Here is a 20,116-nt window from a genome sequence, read left to right as displayed (position 1 = left end):
CGTGACCACCTCCAACCTGAACACCGGGCGCTCCCCAAGCCCCAAAGGATCCTGCTTGCGCTGTCTCCCACTTCCTGTCGTGGCTGCAGACAATCTCCATAGTCTTCGGAAGGTCTCGGCTCGCTTTCCTCACTGTTTTCAATAGGCGCTGAGACGGTTCGTCGCTTGGTGCGAGTTCTCGCACAAGAGCAGGCGAACCGGGCACGACGAGCAAGCTGGCACGGGCTTTATTCACCCCGCCAACCATAGTGAGGTTTTCTGGAAGTTGAAACCTTGGCTCATGGCACATGATTGCTGTCGACGCGCTAAAGTTATGAAGACGAGAATGCCGTCGATTATGTATCTAGGCGCCGTGATGCGCGGCATAGTTTCTTCGAAAGGACTGCTTCATGACTCCCTCGACTCCAAAGCCACAGCCTGCAGCTGGACGCCCAAATCCCGCGGCGATGCCGAAGCAAACACCAAAGCCTGGCCCACGTCCAGGCGTAGTGCAGTCTGCTGCTTCACAACGGGTTGTGCCGCTGGCTCATGCACAGACTTCGTCCACGAGCACAGACCCATCGAAGTTTGGTCGTGTCGACGCCGAAGGCAACGTCTTTGTTACCCGAGACGGCGTTGAGCGTCAGATCGCGTCCTGGCAGGCGGGCACCCCTGAGGAAGGGCTCCGGCACTATGGGCAGCGTTTCGACGACCTCATTGTTGAGACCGAGGTATTGGAAGCACGACTCACCGCGCACCCAGAAGACGCGCACGCTCTGCAGCGCAGTGTACTTGAGTTGAAAGACTCCCTGAACGATGTCGCTGCAATTGGCGACTTCGCGGCGCTCGAGGCACGGCTGGAAGACCTGCTGCGCAAAACTGAAGTCGCGGAACACGAGGCCAAGGAGCTCAAGGTAGCACGACGAGCGAACGCTATCACCAGGAAAGAGACCCTGGCTGCCGAGGCTGAACAGATTGCTGAATCCTCAACGGACTGGAAAGCTGCTGGCGACAGGATTCGTGCAATCCTTGAGGAATGGAAGACTATTCGTGGCATTGACCGCAAAACCGACGACGAGCTCTGGAAGCGTTACTCCCGTGCACGCGACGCATTTAACCGCCGCCGTGGCGCTCACTTCGCTGAGCTCGACAGGAACCGGGCGACAGCGCGCAAGGTGAAGGAAGATATCGTCGCACGAGCACAGGTGATGCAGGAATCGACGGATTGGAGCGCAACTGCCCGTGCCTACCGCTCTCTGATGGATGAGTGGAAGGCAGCCGGACGCGCGCCACGCGGCATCGACGACGAGCTCTGGGCGCAGTTCAGGGCAGCCCAGGATCATTTCTTCGCTGCACGCAATGCTGTCAACGCCGAGCGAGACCGCGAATTTGAAGCGAATGCTGCCGCCAAGGATGCACTCATCGAAGAGTTTGACGCACTTATCACCCCAGAGAAGGGTCTGGGTGCTGCACGTGCAAAGTTGCGCGAGCTGCAGGAGAAGTGGGACAAAGTCGGTTTTGTCCCCCGCAACAAAGTTCGCACGTACGAAGAGAAGATCGCTCGACTAGAGCAGCGCGTTGCCGATGCAGAAGAATCGCGGTGGCGCAAGGCCGACCCTGAAGCGCAGGCCAGGGTCAATCAATTCCAGGAAAAAGCTGATCTCTTCCTAAAACAGGCGCAAGAGGCTGAAGCAGCTGGGAAAGCTTCCAAGGCAGCAAAGCTTCGCGAGCAAGCCGAGCAGTGGCAAGAATTTGCCAATGTAGCTGCGAAGGCTGTCGACGAACAGTAGTGCTTTACCCGCTAATTGTAGGGACCGCGGATCCATCGCACCCCGCAGTCTCCGCCTACGCATTCTCAGTCACGCTTGCGATCCAGGACATCACTGGAGAGGCTAACTCCGGAGTGAGCGCGGCACACATTGCGAAACGTTTGGAAGACTCAGAAGAGTCATCAGCGTTACTGTTCGCACTGTGCCGTAAAACAGCACCCCGCTCTCTTGGCGCATTCGGCTACCCGATACTGACCGAAGACGATCTGTACGACGTCGAAGGCTGGGTGCTGGTTTCGCTTCCTTTACTTGAAGACGTCGATGTGTTGGAGGCGAATGTCACTGTCGATGCGTCCATCGCCCCACTTCCCGGCGAGGCGCAGCCGGCACACGTGTGGCAAAGCGCTCTCGAGCTCATCGACGCCCTCTCCGCAGAATTATTCCGCCCTATTCAACACATCTGGGTAACGGAGCCCGCGGGAGCATCAGAACACCCTTTCCTTCGCGACGCCGACTACGCACCAGCACACTGCGAAGTCCAAGCAACCATCGATGCGAAATCCATCCTCACACCAGGCCCGGAGACTGCCTGCGACGTCGTGAGAGATATGAGCTTCAACCAGTCGGACTTGCCGCACTTCCTAGCTACTCTTCAAGAATCTGGTGCGAAGTACCCACGAGGCTCCTTGATACTCGAGCCCGTTCAGTGGTCTCCTTCCCGGCTGCGCGACGCGGCTGCCCGACTCAAAGATCGCGGGGGTTCTCAGGTAACGGCAATCGCACGGGACGCCTCCGGAACGCCAGTTGGGCTCGCTGAAGTAGCAAAGTTCGACAACGATGCCGATTCAGTTGCAGAGATCGGGTTGATCTACGTCCGCGAAGACAACCGCGGAATTCGTCTCGGAGAGCGGGCGCTGGTGTCTGCGCTTTCTGCTGCGTGTTCCGCGTGGCCAGAAATACAGCAGTTCTACGTTTCCTACCCCGTGCCGGAGCCTGGCAACAAGCACCATCTGCTTGCTCGCTATTCACCAACGGTTATTAGCCGGGCGACGGCGTGGCAAAAATGCACGCCTCACCACTACCGTTAGCTGGTTTTGTTATGACGCTTCACCGCATTCGCCCGTCGGTCATCAATGAGCAATGGGTTAGTTTCTTGCGCATGATGCGTTCGAGTCGCGGTTAATTGTGCGTTTGCGACATCTTTGTCGATTTCGCTGGGTTGATTCTTCACGTGTGCAGGATCCGCCGTCGTTTTGTGCACAAACAAGGGGATGTAGGTCAACACCACCACAAGGACCGCCACCACCTCGAGGTAAAACGCAGGGCCATGGGAGAACTGCTCCGCGACACCGGTACTTGATTTGCGCAACCATACCGCCAGCAGGGAGCTGACAAGGCCCACAGTTGAAATCATCCAAGCAACCGTGGCCACGCCGAAACGGCGTGCAGCAACAACGATCGATGTAAAGACTCCGACACCCAGGAACCCTAGCCACACAAAGACGTACTCTGTGACTTTCGTGTCCACATTCCGTGCGCCTTCACCGAGGGTGAGAACCTGCCATCCTGCTACATCACCAACGAACGGTAAAAACAACGCAATGATCCACACAATGCTGGCAGCCCCAAGTACCCAACGAGCCGGACCGAGTTCCATCTTCATTGTTGTCTCCCTTCCAACGGTTTCGTGCTTCATGCCTCAGGAGCTGCACAGCAGCCAATGCTGTCTACATTAGTAATTGGCACGACGTCTGGGCGGGCAACGGTCGGAATACCGAGTCCAACTCCAACAGGCGCGGTCGTTGGTACCTCTCCCGCCGCAGCATGGTCACCAGCAAGCGTTCGCCGGTGCGTAAGCACGCCAGAGTCCGCGATGAGGAAATATGACTTCGCTTCTGTCACACGCACTGTAACGATGTCACCTGGCCGAATCTCTGAGCGTTCATTCTCATCGACTGCAAAGTGAACAAGACGTCCGTCTCGCGCACGTCCGGACATTCGGTGTGTCGTTTCGTGCTTTCGCCCTTCATCCTGTTGGACAAGGAGCTCCTGCTCCGTTCCGATAAGCTTTTCGTTCTCCTCGAGACTGATGCGCTCCTGCAGCGCGAGCAGACGCTCAAACCGTTCCTGCACCACTTCCTTCGGGATTTGATTCTCCATCTCCGCAGCTGGTGTTCCAGGGCGTGGCGAATACTGGAAGGTGTAGGCGGACGTGAATCGAGCTTTCTCGACAACATCAAGTGTTGCCTGGAAATCCTCCTCAGTCTCCCCGGGGAATCCGACAATGATGTCAGTAGTAATCGACGCCTCGGGAAGCTTTGCTCGCACCTCGTCCAAGATGCTCAAAAACTTTTTCGAGCGGTATGAACGGCGCATATCCTTAAGCACCTTGTCGGAACCGGACTGTAGGGGCATGTGCAGCTGTGGACAGACGTTTGGCGTTTCTGCCATTGCGTCGATAACGTCTGAGGTGAATTCCGCCGGGTGTGGGGAGGTGAAGCGAACCCGCTCGAGCCCTTCTATGTCACCACATGCGCGAAGAAGCTTCGAAAACGCGGAGCGGTCGCGCTCCATCTCTTCATCCACGAAATGGACCCCGTAGCTGTTTACATTTTGTCCAAGCAGTGTCACTTCAAGCACTCCTTGGTCCACGAGCGCTTGCACCTCAGCGAGGATGTCACCCGGGCGCCGGTCAACTTCCTTACCGCGCAAGCTCGGAACGATGCAAAATGTGCACGTGTTGTTGCATCCTACCGACACCGAAACCCAGCCAGCGTAGCTACTTTCACGCTTCGCGGGCAACACGGAAGGAAACACTTCGAGCGCTTCCGCAATCTCTACCTGGGCCTCGCCCTGTACCCGAGCCCGTTCCAAGAGCACTGGCAGTGAACCCATGTTGTGAGTCCCGAACACGGCGTCTACCCACGGCGCTTTCCGGATGACGTGGTCCTTATCTTTCTGTGCGAGACACCCGCCGACAGCAATCTGGAGGTCCGGCTGAGATTCCTTAACTTTCTTCAGATGTCCAAGGGTGCCGTATAAACGCTTGTCCGCGTTCTCCCGCACTGCGCAGGTGTTGAAAACGATAAGGTCCGGATCCTGCCCGTCTTCCACCGCCACATACCCTGATTCCTCCAGCAGACCAGACAACCGTTCCGAATCATGAACGTTCATTTGGCATCCAAAGGTTCGCACTTCGTATGTCCTTGATGCAGCCATCTGGTTCACCTTTCCTGGTTGATTAGTCGGGCCCGCGCAGGCACGGCTGAACATTCTAACCACTGCCAACAACCCGGCCCAAACGGCACAGAGCGTGTTCTACGCCCCCTCTTGGAGCGAATCAATCCTCGTGTCCAAAGCATTTCTAGCGATCTGCATGCACATGCCTTGCGGAAAACCGCGACGTGCCAGCACACCTACAACTCTGCGCAGCACACGGGTGTACTCCGCGTACCCCTCCGGAGGCTCCTTCAACTCTCGTGCTTTCTTTTCTGCAAGCGACTCTGCAACCGCATGCTGATCTTCGTCGCTTATTTGTGCAAGCGCGCTACGCCGATCAGCTTCTGAAACGCCTTTTTCCTTCAGCTCCCGGTCGAGGAAACTTTTTGACTTTCCTCGGCGAGGGGCTCTTTGGCGCACCCACTCATGTGCGAAGTTTCGGTCGTCGATTAGTCCGGACGTCCGCAACGACTCCACAGCTTCATCAACGAGCGCGGCCGGAAACTCCGACTGGATGAGGCGTTGCCTCAGTTCCTGCTCAGACCGTGCCCTCTGGTCTAGCAACCTCAACGCACGTCGCCGAACTGGGGCGAGCGCCTCTTCCCTTTCGTAGTCGAAGAGCTCACTATTGCCTCCTCTGGATTCCCATTCGGCGAGCGCATTTTGTAGGCGTTGAATCTTTTCTGGGTCTGGTGTTACCACGTATTACTTCGCCTTCGCAGGCTCTTCCGCATCATCGAAGTCAATGTTTGGCACCATGTCCACGGGGTCATCAGTCAAGGCGTCATCCTCAGCTGCAAATTCCCCAACCCCCAGAGCGCGGAAGATTTTCTGCTCAATCTCGTCTGCAAGATCAGGGTTTTCCTTCAGGAAGTTTCGCGCCTTTTCCTTACCCTGTCCCAGTTGATCACCTTCGTATGTGAACCAGGACCCAGACTTCTTGACAAAGCCGTTTTCAACCCCCATATCGATGATGGAGGACTCCCGCGAAATGCCTTCGCCGTACATAATGTCAAACTCTGCGATCTTGAACGGCGGCGACACCTTATTCTTTACCACTTTGAGACGGGTCCGGTTGCCGATCGAGTCCTGGCCGTCCTTGAGCGTTTGGATGCGTCGGACGTCGCAACGGACCGAAGAATAGAATTTCAGTGCCTTACCACCCGTTGTGGTCTCAGGCGAGCCAAACATGACACCGATTTTCTCGCGCAACTGGTTAATAAAAATTGCCGTAGTCCCTGAGTTGTACAAGGCGCCGGTCATCTTACGCAGCGCTTGTGACATCAGTCGCGCCTGGAGGCCAACGTGAGAGTCTCCCATTTCGCCCTCGATTTCAGCCTTCGGGGTGAGCGCAGCAACAGAGTCGATAACGATAATGTCAATCGCACCAGAGCGAACCAGCATGTCCGCGATCTCAAGCGCCTGCTCCCCTGTGTCCGGCTGAGAGACCAACAGGTTGTCAGTATCGACGCCCAGCTTCCGCGCATAATCAGGGTCGAGGGCATGCTCGGCATCGATAAAGGCCGCAATGCCCCCGGAGCGCTGCGCAGAGGCGATCGCATGCAGCGCAACAGTTGTCTTACCGGAAGACTCGGGGCCATAAATCTCGACAACACGTCCCCGTGGCCAACCGCCGATCCCTAGAGCAACGTCGATAGCGGTGTTACCAGATGAGATCGATTGAATTGGTGGCCTATTTTCATCACCAAGACGCATTACGGCCCCCTTGCCGTAATCCTTCTCGATCATCGCGAGTGCGGCATCCAAAGCGTTCTGGCGATCTTTCGCCGCTGATGCGGCCTTTTTCTTCGCAGCCATCTACATGTTCTCCTTAATTTTCATTCTTCTCGGGTCTGGCGACAACACGAGTACGTATTTCGTCGCCTCCACACATGTTTAGACTCGCCTTCGAGGGTTACGGTTCCCGATGACTTCTAAAACTGAGACTCACTATAGGGAAGTGTTCCGACACCACCAGAGTGTACACGCATACATGTTCGAATTGAAAGCGGCAAACACTTCACCCACCCTAGAAGCCTGGCCGATCAACACCAAGCCGTCGCACCTCGGGAACATCGAAGGCGTCGCATAATTCCTCCCAGGCCTGACGCAAATCGCCACCATTTTCGATAACCTCAGCCGCAGTACATCCTTGACGCGGTAAAAGCTGCGTTTCTATGATCCAAGACGCCCTTTCGGCGCCAAATTCGTCTTGAACGAGTTGGTGAAACTCCGTTAATCGCATGGCCCTTAATATACGCGCCTAAGAATCACTACGCTTTTGGAGCGAATTGAACACCGTTCAGGTATTATTCTCGCTATGTCATCAACCAGTTCTCAATCAAAGATTGAAGCCCAAGACCTCGCATACATTGCTGTATTCGCAGCAGTCATCATCGTCCTTGGTTTTGTCTCCATTCCAGTCGGCGCTGCCGGCGTACCTATCGTGCTGCAAAACACCGCATGTATCCTCGCCGCGCTTGTGCTTGGGCCAAAGCGTGGTACATACACAGTGCTGTTGTTCCTCCTCATCGGCCTAGCGCTTCCTGTGCTCGCGGGTGGTCGCACTGTTGTCTACGCACTCGGTAGCCCTACAGTTGGCTACCTGGTCGGCTACGTTGCAAGTGCCCTCGTCGCAGGCCTCATTGCATACCGCGCATCGAGCAAAAACTCCTTTACGAGCATCGCACTTCTCCTCTTAGCCGGTTTTGCAGGACTGTTCCTGCAGTATTTCTTTGGCGTGTTCGGCTTGATGGCCCGCGCTAGTATGACCTTTGGTGCCGCCTGGGCTGCACAGTTGCCCTTTATCATCCCGGACGCAGCGAAAATCCTTGTGATTGTGTTCATCGCATTCGCGGTTCGCGCTGCGCTCCCATCGCTTCGCCGTTCATAGGTGGGACTATTTCCATGCCGCAGATCAGTTTCGACGGTGTGAGCGTCGTTCGGAATGACAACACGCTACTCCAGCCCTTTTCTCTCTCTTTGCAGGAGCAGCGTATTGGCATCATTGGCTCCAACGGCTCAGGGAAGTCAACGCTGGTTCGCCTCATCAATGGACTCGAGGATCCGAGTACCGGCGAGGTTCTTTATGACGGCCTCTCCCTATCCACTCGTAGCTCTGAGGTTCGTCGCCGCGTCGGGTTTGTGTTCTCCGATGCGGAGAGCCAAATTGTGATGCCTCAAGTCCACGACGATGTCGCATTCTCGCTGAAGAAGTTCAAACTGTCGAAAGCAGAGAAGGAACAACGCGTCAAAGACGTGCTGAAACGGTTCAAGTTGCTGCACAAAGCAGAGCAATCGCCACATACGCTTTCGGGCGGCGAGAAGCAGCTGCTAGCGTTGGCTGCCGTGCTGGTCACCGAGCCGACAACCATCATTGCTGACGAACCGACGACGCTGCTCGACCTGCGGAATCGGCGGCGCATCATCGCAGAGCTTAATTCGCTTGAACAACAAACAATCGTGGTTACACACGACCTAGATCTCCTTGTCGACTTCGATCGGGTGATCTGCGTCAACGATGGTGTGATTGCGTACGACAGTACCCCAGAGGACACTATTGAGTTCTATCAAGAGTTAATGGAGCAGAATAGTGAAGATTGATTCACTACCTATGGGTGTCTACGTACCTGGAGACACCCTCATTCACCGAGTGAGTCCTCAGATCAAATTCGTGTTGCTCATCTTCTATATTGTCTTGGCAACCAACCTGGGGCGTACGTTTTCAATCGCTCTTACGCTACTGTGTATCGTTCTTGTGCTGTATTTCGTAGCAAGAATCCCGGCCCGAATAGTTGTGCGCCAGCTCATGCCGATCCTTCCCTTATTTGCAATGCTCGGTGGGTTTCTCATTTGGCAGGATGGCATTCGCCTCGCATGTATCACGCTCATCGCCCTCTTCGCTACGATTCTTGCGGCGAATCTCCTCACGCTCACAACGACCGTTGAAGCGCTGCTCGTTTCACTCGAAGAAGGCCTCAAACCGCTCGCGCGATTCGGTGTCCCGACTGAGAAAATCAGCCTCGCTATCGCTCTCACGCTGCGGCTTATACCCCTAATTCTGCAGACGTCGCAAGAGGTTCTCGACGCCCGCAAGGCCCGTGGCTTGGGCTTTTCTCCACTCGCATTTGGCGTGCCTTTAATCGTGCGCAGTATCCGGAGGGCGGAAAACATCGGCGATGCGCTTGTAGCTCGCGGAGCCCTCGACTAGTCCTCAACTCACATAGCTCCCACCGAGGCTAAGACGTCAAAAGAAAAACTCCAGGTTCTCCGCAAAAGAACCTGGAGTTTTTTAATTAAGCGTTAGGCTTCGCCGCGCAGCTCACGCATACGGCGAGCCACTGCGTCTTCACTCACCTGTGGCCCGTCAGTCTTGCTCTGCTCAATCGACTGCTGTTCCTTGCCAGAGTTCAACTCGCCGGACATCTCAGCGCGGATCTGCTCAAGGCGGCTGTGGCCCGCCATTTGAATACCGGCCTGCTCAACCTCTGCCATGCGGCCCTGAATCGAGTTTTCAGCGAGCTCCGCAGCGCCCAAGGCGTTAGCGTAACGGCGCTCAATCTTGTCGCGAACCTGATCCAGGTTGGGGCCGGAACTCGTAATCGAGTTCATGGAGCGCATTGTCTCCGAGACCTTCTCTTGCATCTTCGCCTGCTCAAGCTGTGAAAGCAGCTTAGAGCGCTCGGCGACCTGCTGCTGAAGGTGCGCAGCGTTGCGCTCAACAGCTTGTTTTGCCTGTGCTGCCTGCTGCAGTGCCTGGTCGTGCAGTGCCTTCGTGTCTTCAATGCCCTGCTCTGCTGTGACAAGCTGTGCAGCGAACGCCTCAGCAGCATTCTCGTACTCGGTGGCCTTTTGCGTGTCACCGTTTGAACGAGACTTGTCTGCTAACTGAAGCGCCTGACGAGCATTCGCCTGAAGCTTTTCAACTTCCTCCAGACGACGGTTCAGTTGCATCTCCAGCTGACGCTGATTACCGATAACCGCGGCGGCCTGCTGTGAGAGCTCCTGGTGTTGGCGCTGAGCTTCAGAGATCGCCTGCTCAATCTGGATCTTTGGGTCAGCGTTCTCTTCGATCTTGTTGTCGAAGAGCGCCATCAGGTAGTTCCAGAATTTTGAAAACGGGTTTGCCATAGTGATGCGTTTTACCTTTCGCTGAGCATTGAAACTAGCCGTATCCACGGCCAAACTGGTTCGTATTCTAGCTGTTGCGACGTTGCAGCGCTACGCGTGAACCGCCTCAGCCGCGACGAATTCATCGTTGATCGACTGCAAAGACAGATTTGCAACAGCCTCAAGGACAACTTCAGAAACCGTAGTATCGAGGGCTTCACAAATCGAGGCGAGCAGCTCGGAAGAAACTTCCTTGCGTCCACGTTCCAATTCTGACAGGTACCCAGAAGAGACACGAGCCTGAGCAGCGAGAGCTCGCAGCGTCACGCCTTTGTCTGCCCGGAAAGCACGGAGAGACATTCCGAGGGCTTCGCGCAGCAGTGGTTCTTTCTGGCGCGCCTCAGACTTGCGGAATGGAAAAGTGACCTCATCCTGAGCATCGAACGAGGACTCAAGCGGCGTATCGATTAGAAGTGTCGTAGTCATCACTAGGTACAACTCCCGTCCTCGTCGTTTTGTTCCCGTAGCGCCTTGAGCAGGGCTCGAAGTGCAGCTTCAACAGCCCATCTGCGCACGTCGTTACGTTCGCCGTGGAGCAGGTTTCGGGTTTCCGTCGAGCCCGGAACGCAGCCGCGTACGAGGGGTGCGTCAGAAAGTATGTCTCCTGCAAGTTCCGCTGAACACCCCTTGTTGGAAGCTAGGCCGATCCATACTTCTCCTACTGGGTGTCCGTCCTGTTCGCTGGGGCCTGCCACGCCGGTAAGTGAAATCCCCCAATCCGCGTTGAGCTTCCGCCTGGCGGCCTTCGCCATTTCCCGAGCTGTGATCGGAGACACCGGCCCGTACTTTTCGATTACGGCTGGCGGAACGCCAGCCAACCCGACCTTGCAATCAGTCGCGTATGTCACCATAGCACCGCGTAACGCGGCAGACGCCCCGGGGACCTCAGCAAGCGTAGCGCTTGCCAAACCCGCTGTGAGAGATTCGCAGAGGCCGATGGTTTCGCGTCGAGCGGTGAGTTCCGTGATTACCTCAGCGGCGATCTCGCCCATTAGCTGTTCACCTTACGCGCATCAAGCAGGTACTGAACCCCTGTCACAACTGTCACAACTACTGCCAACACCATGACAACATATGAGGGGGCATCCATCCAGGAAGGCAGTGGGCATAGGTAGAGCGCCACGCCGACGGTCTGCAGCACTGTTTTCACCTTGCCCCCCTTGGAGGCTGGAACTACCTGGTCGTTGCGTAGCATCCACATACGCCACACGGTGATGCCGAGTTCGCGCACCACGATCACAACAGTCATCCACACGGGGAGATTGGACGCTACGTTGAGCACGACAAGCGCGGTGATCATCAGTGCTTTGTCCGCGATCGGGTCCGCAATTTTGCCAAAATCCGTAATTAAGTTGTAAGTGCGGGCAATGGTTCCGTCTAGTTTGTCAGTGATCATCAGGGCGACGAACACACCGAATGCTGCGCCCCACCGCTGTTCGAGCGCCAACCACGCGAAGACGGGGATGAAGATAATACGCAACGACGTTAAGACGTTGGGTACGTTCCAGTTCGATGGTTTTTCAGTCACGCGTTCTACCCTACCTATCCCGAGCTTTCCCTTAGACTGCGTGTTATGAAATATTTTGCTTTTCATTACACATATTCAGATGATACGGAACTTGTGGACGCCACTCGGCCTGCACACCGCGAATTCATTTCGAAGCAGCTAGAGCTCGGCAGGATTGTCGGTTCCGGCCCGCTTGTTGACGCCGGCAAGGCCCTCATCATCGTCCAACTGCCGGATACAGCAGACGTGGCGGAAGCTGTATCGGTGATGAACCAGGACCCTTACTGGCAGGAAAACGCCCTCCTCAGCCGCGAGATCCACGAGTGGAACCCGGTCTCCCGGGTATTCCCGTAATCCTAAACCGCCGCTTATTTATTTCTTCCCGCGCTGGACATGGAGGTGGTCCGTTTCGCGGGAGCCGGTGGCGGTATGGTCGCCTTTTCCAGACGTAGCAGGGTCATCAATCCACTCGATATGATGGCCCTGGTTATCTACCTTCCGGCGGTTGCCATGGTCGTCATAGTCGATGTGCCAGCTCGGCCCGTTCGGGTCACGGCGGCCAGCCTTGATATCTGCCCGGTCCTTGACCATGGAACACAGAACGGTAATCACCAGTACCGCCACGATGACACCCAGGGAAGCAACGGTACCAACCTCCGGAACACTCACATTTTCGCCACCGTTGATGAACGGCAGGTTGTTCTCGTGAAGAGCATGTAGCAACAGCTTGACGCCGATGAATCCGAGGATGATGCCAAGGCCGTACGGCAAGTACACCACGCGATCAAGCAATCCCGAAAGCAAGAAGAACATCTGGCGCAGACCCATGAGCGCGAACGCATTCGCGGTAAACACAATGTATGCCTCGGAGGTGATGCCATAGATTGCCGGAATCGAGTCGAAAGCGAACATCACGTCAATGAAGCCGATAGAAAGCAAAGCAACGAACAGCGGTGTTGCAGCAGATTTGCCTTCCTTGGTCTTCGACCACAGCTTGTCGCCATGATAAGAGCTCGTCACAGGAACGATCTTTCGCAACGCTTTCACGACCGCCATGTCGTTCGGGTCGTCCTCGGGCGCATCGGTCGCCTCGTCGTACACGAGCTTGACCGCGGTGTAAATCAAGAACGCCGCGAAGAGATAGAATACATCGCTCCAAGCTTCAATGAGGGCCGCGCCGAGCAAAATGAACAGCAAACGGCATACCAACGCGATGACAATGCCTAAGAGCAGTACCTTTTGTTGGTATCGCCTCGGAATCTTAAACGCGCCCATGATGAGCGCGAATACGAACAGGTTGTCCACGGACAGCGCCAGCTCGGTGATATAGCCGGTGAAGAACTGGACGCCGTGCTCGCCGTCCCATTCCCACCAGATCACTCCGCCGCAGATCGCTGCCATCGTCATGTAGAAAAGCGTCCAAAAGGCGGATTCTTTGACTGTCGGTTCGTGGGCTTGGCGAACATGGGTGAGAAAGTCAAAGGCAAAGAAGCCCAGAATAATTGCGGCTGTCAGCAGCCAGATCCATAGGGGGACACTCAAGGTGGTTACCTCCGGTCGTTGCATCGGACAAAGAAAGACCGGAGGTCTCCCCCACCGCGGCGTAAACGCAGAGCGGCTGCCTCAACCGGGATATGCATGTTCCGTGTTGACGATTCGAGGCACTTGCGGGGTACTCCCCTCCAATGCGAATGCAACGCTACACGATCAGAGGGGCTGCCACCAGTTACACTGCGCCGCCCGTTGGGTTATAGGTCGCCTGCACGGTTTTAGCGGTTCCCTCATCGGTTGGGGCGTCGTCGCCAAGCTGTGCGTCAGCGTCCTTCGGAGCTTCCGCGGGGTCGGCGCCCTTGAGCATCCAGATGATCGTTTCGAGCTCTTCCGGCTTCACCAGCACCTCGCGGGCTTTCGACCCTTCCGACGGCCCGACTATGCCACGGGATTCCATCAGGTCCATCAGGCGACCAGCCTTCGCAAACCCGATGCGGAGCTTGCGCTGCAGCATCGACGTCGAGCCAAGCTGTGCAGTGACCACGAGCTCGACGGCCTCCAAAAGGTCGTCAAGGTCCTTGCCGATGTCATCGTCAATAACCTTCTTCTCGGACTCTTTTTCCTCAGTGACGCCTTCGACATACTGAGGCTCGTCTTGGCTCTTCGCGGCGTCGACAACGGCTTGGATCTCGGGGTCAGAGACGAACGCACCCTGCATACGTTGCGGTTTACCGGCACCTTGTGGGATGAAGAGCCCATCGCCCATGCCAATGAGTTTCTCAGCTCCACCCTGGTCGAGAATGACTCGTGAGTCCGTAAGCGAAGATGTCGCGAACGCAAGCCTAGACGGCACGTTAGTCTTGATGAGGCCCGTGACGACGTCCACCGAAGGACGCTGCGTCGCCAAAACGAGGTGGATTCCGGCTGCGCGGGCCTTCTGGGTAATGCGCACGATCGAGTCTTCGATCTCTTTTGGCGCGGTCATCATCAGATCAGCGAGCTCGTCGACGACACAGACAATGAACGGGTACGGGCGCATCTCGCGCTGTGATCCCGCAGGGGCGGTGATCTCACCACTCTTGACCTTCTTATTGAAGTCCTTGATGTGGCGGACCCGCGCGGTCTTCATGTCCATGTACCGCTGCTCCATCTCCTCCACAAGCCACTGCAGCGCCGCCGATGCCTTCTTCGGCTGGGTAATAATTGGCGTGATGAGGTGTGGGATGCCTTCATAAGGAGTGAGTTCGACCATCTTTGGGTCGATAAGGATGAGACGAACCTCCTCAGGCGTTGCGCGTGTCAGCAGAGATACCAGCATCGAGTTTACGAACGCCGACTTACCGGAGCCCGTCGAACCTGCAACCAAAAGGTGCGGCATTTTTTGCACTGACGAGGCAATGAAGTCACCCTCAATGTCCTTGCCGAGACCGATGAGCATCGGGTCGTCGTCCGCCGCAACATTTGGCGCCTCGAGAACGTCGCGCAGACGAACCATCTCTCGGTCCTGGTTCGGTACCTCGATACCCACGGCGGATTTGCCGGGAATTGGCGTCAACAAGCGAACATTGTCCGTCGCGACCGCATAGGCGAGGTTGGACTGCAAATTCGTAATCTTGGACACCTTGACACCAGGGCCAAGCTCGACCTCGTAGCGGGTAACGGTTGGGCCGCGGGAGAAGCCGGTCACCATCGCGTTGACGTTAAATTCCTCAAAGACCTCCGTGATTGCTTCGATCATGCGATCATTCGCTTCGGTACGCGTCTTTGGTGCTTGCCCTGCGAGCAGCAAATCCGTGGTAGGAACAACATAGGTGGAGTTCCGGTCCACCCGCTTAGCGTGCCCCTCCCGCGCTGGCTGACTTGGAGCGCCGCTCGGATCCTTCCCCGAGCGTGCCTTGACCGCCTGACGAACGGCCTCTCGCGACTGATCGACTGCATCCCGCTCAGCTTGGCTCTCCTCGAGCGTCGGCCGTGGCAGGATCTTTGTTTCCTCACCCTGCGAGGGTGTGCGTGTCGACGCCCGCTTCGGCTCTTGCCGTTCAATCACCGTCGTGGCAGACTCATCGTCCTGCGTGCTGAAATCAGCGCTGAAGTCGAAGACCTCTGGTTCGGCCTGCTCTGATGCAGGGGTGGCTTCCGCCTCTGCCGGGTAATTGCCCAAGGGAGTGGAGGCATTCCGGAGTTTTTCCGAAAAAGAGGAAAACCTGGACGCCTTTGGCCTCTTGGCTCGTGTTTGGGGCGTTACGCCAGCACGCGGTGCTCGCGTTTCCGGTTCGACACGGGCGCGTCTCGATACCGAGCTACGCCGTCCTTCTGCAATCGCGTCGATGTCCTTACCGGCATCGCTGTAGAGATCTGCGTCGTCGTCAGATTCGGGCCGATGAAAGACGGAACCGAGCCACGCAGTGAAGAAATCGTATGCTTCGCGCACGGTGATTCCAGTAGTTCGAAGCGCGCCGTACACGATGACAAGCCCCAACAGCGGGACTGCGACATAGGAGGAAAACCCGGCTGCCAGCAAGCCGCCCGTAAAGGTGCCTACCACTCCCCCAGCAATTTTCCGGGATTCCCAATCCGCTGGATTCCCCGCAAAAACATGAATCATGCCGAGCATTGCGACACCGATGATTAACAGCCCCGACGCCACCCTGGCACGAACCGCAGGTTCAGCTCTCACATTCAGCATCAGCGCGATTGCAACGCAAACGAGAATAACAGGCAGCAAGAGCGCGCCGGCGCCAATCGCCCAGTGAACCCCTTGCGCAATGACGTTTCCTACCGGCCCAGCAATGTCCATCCACACCGAGGCACCCAAGATGGCGGCCAACCCAATCAATACCAGGCCATATGCATCAACGTTGCCCGCGGAGAACTGCAGCACAGGACGGGACTTCGGGTGGCGTTCTTCACGCTGTGATGACGTGTCGGAGTTGCCATCGTCAAAGAACTCGAAATTATCGTCTTCGTCCTCGTAATCGCTTGATACAGGCACGCTGTCGAATCTCTCCTTACGGTGCGGTCGAAGTTTAGCAAGCAACGAACCAGCTCCGCGGACGGCACTACCGATTGAACTTCCGACGACTCGTGTCGCAGAGCCTACCCGTTCATCGGCGGTCTCTGCCGCGACCATTGACGAAGTCGGTGGATGCGTGATCGATGCAGGGGCACCGTATCGGCTCGTCGTTGAACGTGCACGGTCCCGCGGGCCTGTCGACGCTCCCGTGGTTCGTGGCGCTGGTTTTCTGGCAGACATGTGCTACACACTAGTACCTCACGCACCATTATTACCATCCGCCACTCTGAAACCACAGAGATTGTCGCAGACCCGGAAATCAAGCATTACAGCTTGATATCTACCCCGGAAAGCGCTTCGACCGCCCCGGCGACCTCAACCTCTACTGCTTTTCGGCCTGCCGCCCACAGCAAGAGTTCGCCTGGCTCTCCGTACACACGTACGACGTTGTCGCCTCGCTCCGAAACACCAACGCCTTCGCGAAGCACCGCTGGTGGCAAATCAGGAGGTGTCAGAATTACGGGCACCGACGCCTTCTTCAGCGTGACTGCACCGAACCGCTTCGCAAGCCTCAACAGTTCCTTGTTGGTGACGGCGCTGAACTGTCGGGGACTAACCTCGCCACCGCCCCGACGAACGTCTTCGTGGTGAATAAAATGTTCGGCAGTATTTATCGTTGAATTGATTGGTGTTAACAGACTCGGTGGCCCAATCTCCCACTTGCGAACAAGATCTTCGTACGACCACGACGCTAGGCGCGCCTCCTCAGCCTCCAAAAACTTTCTCGCACGCTGCACAAATATCCCAATCGCAGCCAATGGCTTTCGCTCACGGATATAAAGATGCGTCGCCAGGTCCCGAGTATTCCACCCCTCGCACAACGTCGGCGCTTCAGGCCCGACTTTCAGGAGCAGTTCAGCGAGTCGATTTCGTTCAGTTTGCGCAAATGACATGGGCCCAAGCATAGTGCTCGGGCCCAAGGTTGTGCTTAAGAAAGCATCAAGAGTTAGAGAGACTCTCGTGATGACTGAACATCCGCATCATCTGCAGGTCCAATGTCCGCTGCGGTTGGGACCACAGTCGGAAGGATTACGGGCTCACGCTTGTACTTTTGCTCGATCGTGCGTGAAAGCTGACGACGAAGCTGCTGCACCATACGGTATGGGTCGTTCTCGCCTTCTGCAGCCAAATCGGCCATAATCTCCTGGACGCGCTCGACAACCTTCTTGTTGAAGTCGCGGTCATCCTCGGAGAAGCCAGTCGTAGATACTCGAGGAACCTCGATGAGGCTACTCGTGCGGTCATCGATCACACAGGTAACGGAGACGACGCCACCAGAGGCAAGCGAGCTGCGGTCTGCGAGCACGTCAGGATCTACGTCGCCCATCGTTTCGCCATCGACGTAGAGCTGGCCAACCTGGTATTGGCCGACGACCTTGATCTTGCCCTTCGTCATGTCTACTACGACACCATTTTGAGCCAACGCAGTGTTCTCCGGCTTGACGCCGGTTGCGATCGCAAGTTCCTTGTTCGCACGCATATGGCGCCACTCTCCGTGCACAGGCATCGCACAGGTCGGGCGGGCAGCGTTGTACAGGAACAGCAGCTCGCCAGCGTAGCCGTGACCCGAGGCGTGGACATGAGCCTCAGCATTCGTCACAACCGTGGCACCGATTTGCGCAAGGTTGTTGATGGTCGCGAACACCGCTTCCTCATTACCCGGAATGAGAGAGGAAGACAGGATGATCATGTCGCCGTCACGGATCGTAATCTGGCGATGCTCACGGCGAGACATTCGAGACAGCGCAGCCATCGGTTCGCCCTGAGTGCCCGTCGTGATCAGCAACACCTTGTGAGGTGCCATCTTGGCAGCCTCTTCGATCGGGATGATCGTGTTCTTCGGAGCCTTGAGAAGACTCATCTTCTCCGCGATCTCCATGTTTCTCAGCATGGAGCGACCGTTGAACGCGACCTTACGGCCATTCGCCACAGCCGCGTTGACCGCCATCTGGACACGAGCAACGTTTGACGCGAACGAGGCAATCACAACGCGCTGCTTCGCCTGGCTCACCAGGCGAGTCAATGTCTCCTCAATACCGGCTTCAGATGCGGAGATCCCCGGAACAGTCGCGTTCGTGGAGTCACACATGAACAAATCGACGCCCTCGTCACCATAGCGTGACAGCGCTGGCAGATCTGTCGGCATCCCGTCGTACGGAGTCTGGTCGACCTTCACATCGCCGGTCATTACAACGTGGCCGGCACCCGTCTTAATAGACAAACCGAGGCACTGCGGGATGGAGTGGTTCACATGCCAGAAGCGAACATGGAACGGTCCCAAGTTCACCGAGGAGTCCTTGTTTACCTCGTGCAACTTCGGTCGCTGGCGATGTTCCTTTGTTTTCGCTGCGATCAGTGCATTGGTGAAACGGGAAGAATAGATCGGAATATCCGGACGCAGTTTCAGCAACCACGGGATAGCGCCGATGTGGTCCTCGTGACCATGGGTGACAACCAAACCTTCAATCTTGTCGAGCTTCTTCTCAATCGGACCGAAATCCGGAAGCACAAGGTCAACTCCAGGTTCGCCAGAGTTCGGGAACAACACGCCACAATCAACGATGAGCAAACGGCCGTTGTATTCGAAGACCGTCATATTACGGCCGATTTCGGAAATACCACCCAGGGCATAAATTCGCAGCGTGCCGTTCGGAGCCTTCGGCGGCGCTGGGAGGCGCTTCGTCAAGTCAGCGCCCTGCATCGACTTCACCGGGTTACGACGGCCACCGCCGTTGTTACCGCGCCCACGGCCGCGACGACGGTTCCGGCCGTTACCATTCCCGTTCGAATTGCGTGACTTGTTGTCACGCTGTGACTTCTCAGAGTCCTTCTCTTCTTCGTTACGTGCGGTACCTGCGGCCTGTTTCGGTGCTTGAAACACCGGTTTTTGCTCAGTGGCCTCAGGTGGCCCTGCTTTACGCGTCACTTTGCGTGAGCGTGTACGGGGTTCGTTCATACTTAAAGGACTCCAGCCTTCTTCAAATCTTCTCTAAGAACCTCGACCTGCTCGGGGGTCGCTCCGACCACCGGCAGGCGGGGTCCGCCTACTTCAATGCCCTGCAGACGCAGAGCTGCCTTTGCAAATGTCGTGCCACCGAGTATCGCTTGCTGACGCGCGAGCACGTCGATGACGTTGGCGTTAATTTTCCGTGCACGGACGAGGTCGCCTTCCTCGAAGCTTGTGACGAGTTCACGCAGTGCTTGCGGTGCCGCGTGGCCCACGACCGAGATCACTCCCGTCGCGCCCATAGCCAGCCACGGCAGGTTCAACGGATCGTCGCCTGAATACCAAGCCAGCCCGGTTGATTCAATCAACGGAGCCGCCGCAAAGAAGTCGCCTTTCGCGTCCTTCATCGCGACAACGGTTGGCAATTCCGCCAACTTGGCAATCGTGTCCGAAGCCATCGGAATCGCAGACCTGCCTGGAATATCGTAGAGGCAGATCGGCAGCGAAGTTGCAGACGCAATCTCTTGGAAGTGCGCATACACGCCGTCTTGTGACGGCTTCGAGTAATACGGGGTAACGACCAAGAGGCCGTCTGCTCCTGCCTCTGCGGCGTCCTTCGCCAACGAGACAGACTTACGGGTGTCGTTCGTGCCTACTCCGGCGATCAGCTTGGCTCTATCGCCAACCTCTTCTCGCACAGCTTGCAGCAACGCGACCTTCTCTTCACTGGTTGTCGTTGGCGATTCACCCGTCGTGCCAGCAAGCACGAGGGCGTCAATACCATTGTCGACAAGGTGGGCAGCTAATGCTCGTCCTGCCTTAACATCTAGTTCGCCGTGCTTATCGAACGGCGTGACCATTGCGACGCAGACTGTGCCAAAAACATCAGCACCGATATCAGCTTTCATAGAAGTGCCCATGCCAAAAGAGCGTACCCGTTTTGCTGGCTAATTGTAACTCCC

The 20,116-nt window shown here is 56.5% G+C and carries 20 protein-coding genes; 6 read left to right on the top strand and 14 right to left on the bottom strand.

Annotated features, from left to right (window positions below; translation table 11 throughout):
* Nucleotides 1-389 precede the first annotated feature (389 nt).
* Complete coding sequence (locus tag BJP07_RS03945) at nt 390-1,769, top strand: DUF349 domain-containing protein (RefSeq protein ID WP_071566165.1); 1,380 nt, start codon at nt 390-392, stop codon at nt 1,767-1,769.
* A complete protein-coding gene (locus BJP07_RS03940) occupies nt 1,769-2,836 on the top strand; it encodes a hypothetical protein (protein WP_071566164.1) in 1,068 nt (355 codons plus the stop codon). Before BJP07_RS03945 ends, BJP07_RS03940 begins: the two co-directional genes overlap by 1 nt.
* On the opposite strand, the gene BJP07_RS03935 is transcribed toward BJP07_RS03940, so the two are convergent.
* From BJP07_RS03935 to BJP07_RS03915, 5 genes are all read right to left on the bottom strand, one after another.
* Entirely contained in the window at nt 2,833-3,411 is a 579-nt protein-coding gene (locus tag BJP07_RS03935) for a hypothetical protein (protein WP_083584073.1), read from the bottom strand. The genes BJP07_RS03940 and BJP07_RS03935 overlap by 4 nt on opposite strands.
* A 29-nt stretch (nt 3,412-3,440) precedes the next feature.
* Nucleotides 3,441-4,967 (bottom strand): tRNA (N6-isopentenyl adenosine(37)-C2)-methylthiotransferase MiaB, encoded by a 1,527-nt coding sequence (miaB, locus tag BJP07_RS03930; RefSeq protein WP_083584072.1) that lies wholly within the window; start codon nt 4,965-4,967, stop codon nt 3,441-3,443.
* Between the two features lie 99 nt (nt 4,968-5,066).
* Nucleotides 5,067-5,669 (bottom strand): recombination regulator RecX, encoded by a 603-nt coding sequence (recX, locus tag BJP07_RS03925; protein WP_071566161.1) that lies wholly within the window; start codon nt 5,667-5,669, stop codon nt 5,067-5,069.
* 3 nt (nt 5,670-5,672) lie between these two features.
* Nucleotides 5,673-6,785 (bottom strand): recombinase RecA, encoded by a 1,113-nt coding sequence (gene recA, locus BJP07_RS03920; protein ID WP_071566160.1) that lies wholly within the window; start codon nt 6,783-6,785, stop codon nt 5,673-5,675.
* Nucleotides 6,786-6,996: 211 nt separating this feature from the next.
* Entirely contained in the window at nt 6,997-7,212 is a 216-nt protein-coding gene (locus BJP07_RS03915) for a DUF3046 domain-containing protein (protein WP_071566159.1), read from the bottom strand.
* Nucleotides 7,213-7,287: 75 nt separating this feature from the next.
* Here BJP07_RS03915 and BJP07_RS03910 point away from each other — a divergent pair, with 75 nt between their 5' ends.
* The 3 genes from BJP07_RS03910 to BJP07_RS03900 are packed head-to-tail and all read left to right on the top strand — an operon-like array spanning nt 7,288 to nt 9,177.
* Nucleotides 7,288-7,860 (top strand): biotin transporter BioY, encoded by a 573-nt coding sequence (locus BJP07_RS03910; RefSeq protein WP_071566158.1) that lies wholly within the window; start codon nt 7,288-7,290, stop codon nt 7,858-7,860.
* Between the two features lie 14 nt (nt 7,861-7,874).
* Nucleotides 7,875-8,570 (top strand): energy-coupling factor ABC transporter ATP-binding protein, encoded by a 696-nt coding sequence (locus BJP07_RS03905; protein WP_071566157.1) that lies wholly within the window; start codon nt 7,875-7,877, stop codon nt 8,568-8,570.
* Nucleotides 8,566-9,177, top strand: a complete 612-nt coding sequence (locus tag BJP07_RS03900; RefSeq protein ID WP_071566387.1) for an energy-coupling factor transporter transmembrane protein EcfT — start codon at nt 8,566-8,568, stop codon at nt 9,175-9,177. Before BJP07_RS03905 ends, BJP07_RS03900 begins: the two co-directional genes overlap by 5 nt.
* A gap of 92 nt (nt 9,178-9,269) precedes the next feature.
* On the opposite strand, the gene BJP07_RS03895 is transcribed toward BJP07_RS03900, so the two are convergent.
* The 4 genes from BJP07_RS03895 to pgsA form a co-directional block, all read right to left on the bottom strand.
* Complete coding sequence (locus tag BJP07_RS03895) at nt 9,270-10,097, bottom strand: PspA/IM30 family protein (protein WP_071566156.1); 828 nt, start codon at nt 10,095-10,097, stop codon at nt 9,270-9,272.
* Between the two features lie 90 nt (nt 10,098-10,187).
* Entirely contained in the window at nt 10,188-10,562 is a 375-nt protein-coding gene (locus BJP07_RS03890) for a helix-turn-helix domain-containing protein (RefSeq protein ID WP_071566155.1), read from the bottom strand.
* A gap of 2 nt (nt 10,563-10,564) precedes the next feature.
* Entirely contained in the window at nt 10,565-11,128 is a 564-nt protein-coding gene (locus BJP07_RS03885; RefSeq protein ID WP_071566154.1) for a CinA family protein, read from the bottom strand.
* On the bottom strand, nt 11,128-11,664 hold the full coding sequence (pgsA, locus tag BJP07_RS03880) for a CDP-diacylglycerol--glycerol-3-phosphate 3-phosphatidyltransferase (protein WP_255365916.1): 537 nt from the start codon (nt 11,662-11,664) through the stop codon (nt 11,128-11,130). The genes BJP07_RS03885 and pgsA overlap by 1 nt, the downstream gene beginning before the upstream one ends.
* Nucleotides 11,665-11,709: 45 nt before the next feature.
* On the opposite strand from pgsA, the gene BJP07_RS03875 reads away from it, so the two are divergent.
* Nucleotides 11,710-11,997: a YciI family protein gene (locus tag BJP07_RS03875; protein ID WP_071566386.1), complete on the top strand. Its 288-nt coding sequence runs from the start codon at nt 11,710-11,712 to the stop codon at nt 11,995-11,997.
* Between the two features lie 18 nt (nt 11,998-12,015).
* On the opposite strand, the gene BJP07_RS03870 is transcribed toward BJP07_RS03875, so the two are convergent.
* The 5 genes from BJP07_RS03870 to dapA all read right to left on the bottom strand — a co-directional run bounded on the left by BJP07_RS03870 (nt 12,016) and on the right by dapA (nt 20,074).
* Nucleotides 12,016-13,185: a TerC family protein gene (locus BJP07_RS03870; RefSeq protein ID WP_071566384.1), complete on the bottom strand. Its 1,170-nt coding sequence runs from the start codon at nt 13,183-13,185 to the stop codon at nt 12,016-12,018.
* Nucleotides 13,186-13,369: 184 nt separating this feature from the next.
* Nucleotides 13,370-16,387 carry a DNA translocase FtsK gene (locus tag BJP07_RS03865; RefSeq protein ID WP_071566153.1) on the bottom strand — a complete coding sequence of 1,006 codons (3,018 nt, stop codon included), beginning with the start codon at nt 16,385-16,387 and terminating at the stop codon, nt 13,370-13,372.
* An 86-nt stretch (nt 16,388-16,473) separates the two neighbouring features.
* Nucleotides 16,474-17,100 (bottom strand): TIGR03085 family metal-binding protein, encoded by a 627-nt coding sequence (locus BJP07_RS03860; RefSeq protein WP_083584070.1) that lies wholly within the window; start codon nt 17,098-17,100, stop codon nt 16,474-16,476.
* A 53-nt stretch (nt 17,101-17,153) separates the two neighbouring features.
* A complete protein-coding gene (locus BJP07_RS03855; RefSeq protein ID WP_071566151.1) occupies nt 17,154-19,163 on the bottom strand; it encodes a ribonuclease J in 2,010 nt (669 codons plus the stop codon).
* A gap of 2 nt (nt 19,164-19,165) precedes the next feature.
* Nucleotides 19,166-20,074 (bottom strand): 4-hydroxy-tetrahydrodipicolinate synthase, encoded by a 909-nt coding sequence (gene dapA / locus BJP07_RS03850; RefSeq protein WP_071566150.1) that lies wholly within the window; start codon nt 20,072-20,074, stop codon nt 19,166-19,168.
* Nucleotides 20,075-20,116: the final 42 nt, after the last annotated feature.

It is taken from the genome of Corynebacterium sp. NML130628 (assembly GCF_001875665.1).
Taxonomy (GTDB): domain Bacteria; phylum Actinomycetota; class Actinomycetes; order Mycobacteriales; family Mycobacteriaceae; genus Corynebacterium.
Note: the sequence above shows the minus strand (reverse complement) of the source record. Positions and strands in the feature narration are given on the sequence as shown.

Coding starts and splice junctions, on each gene's coding strand:
- BJP07_RS03905 (WP_071566157.1), top strand. CDS start 7,875: ATGCCGCAGATCAGTTTCGACGGTGTGAGCGTCGTTCGGAATGACAAC.
- recA (WP_071566160.1), bottom strand. CDS start 6,785: ATGGCTGCGAAGAAAAAGGCCGCATCAGCGGCGAAAGATCGCCAGAAC.
- BJP07_RS03860 (WP_083584070.1), bottom strand. CDS start 17,100: ATGTCATTTGCGCAAACTGAACGAAATCGACTCGCTGAACTGCTCCTG.
- BJP07_RS03935 (WP_083584073.1), bottom strand. CDS start 3,411: ATGAAGATGGAACTCGGTCCGGCTCGTTGGGTACTTGGGGCTGCCAGC.
- dapA (WP_071566150.1), bottom strand. CDS start 20,074: ATGGGCACTTCTATGAAAGCTGATATCGGTGCTGATGTTTTTGGCACA.
- BJP07_RS03875 (WP_071566386.1), top strand. CDS start 11,710: ATGAAATATTTTGCTTTTCATTACACATATTCAGATGATACGGAACTT.
- miaB (WP_083584072.1), bottom strand. CDS start 4,967: ATGGCTGCATCAAGGACATACGAAGTGCGAACCTTTGGATGCCAAATG.
- BJP07_RS03945 (WP_071566165.1), top strand. CDS start 390: ATGACTCCCTCGACTCCAAAGCCACAGCCTGCAGCTGGACGCCCAAAT.
- BJP07_RS03865 (WP_071566153.1), bottom strand. CDS start 16,387: ATGTCTGCCAGAAAACCAGCGCCACGAACCACGGGAGCGTCGACAGGC.
- BJP07_RS03895 (WP_071566156.1), bottom strand. CDS start 10,097: ATGGCAAACCCGTTTTCAAAATTCTGGAACTACCTGATGGCGCTCTTC.
- BJP07_RS03915 (WP_071566159.1), bottom strand. CDS start 7,212: ATGCGATTAACGGAGTTTCACCAACTCGTTCAAGACGAATTTGGCGCC.
- BJP07_RS03910 (WP_071566158.1), top strand. CDS start 7,288: ATGTCATCAACCAGTTCTCAATCAAAGATTGAAGCCCAAGACCTCGCA.
- BJP07_RS03855 (WP_071566151.1), bottom strand. CDS start 19,163: ATGAACGAACCCCGTACACGCTCACGCAAAGTGACGCGTAAAGCAGGG.
- BJP07_RS03885 (WP_071566154.1), bottom strand. CDS start 11,128: ATGGGCGAGATCGCCGCTGAGGTAATCACGGAACTCACCGCTCGACGC.
- BJP07_RS03890 (WP_071566155.1), bottom strand. CDS start 10,562: ATGACTACGACACTTCTAATCGATACGCCGCTTGAGTCCTCGTTCGAT.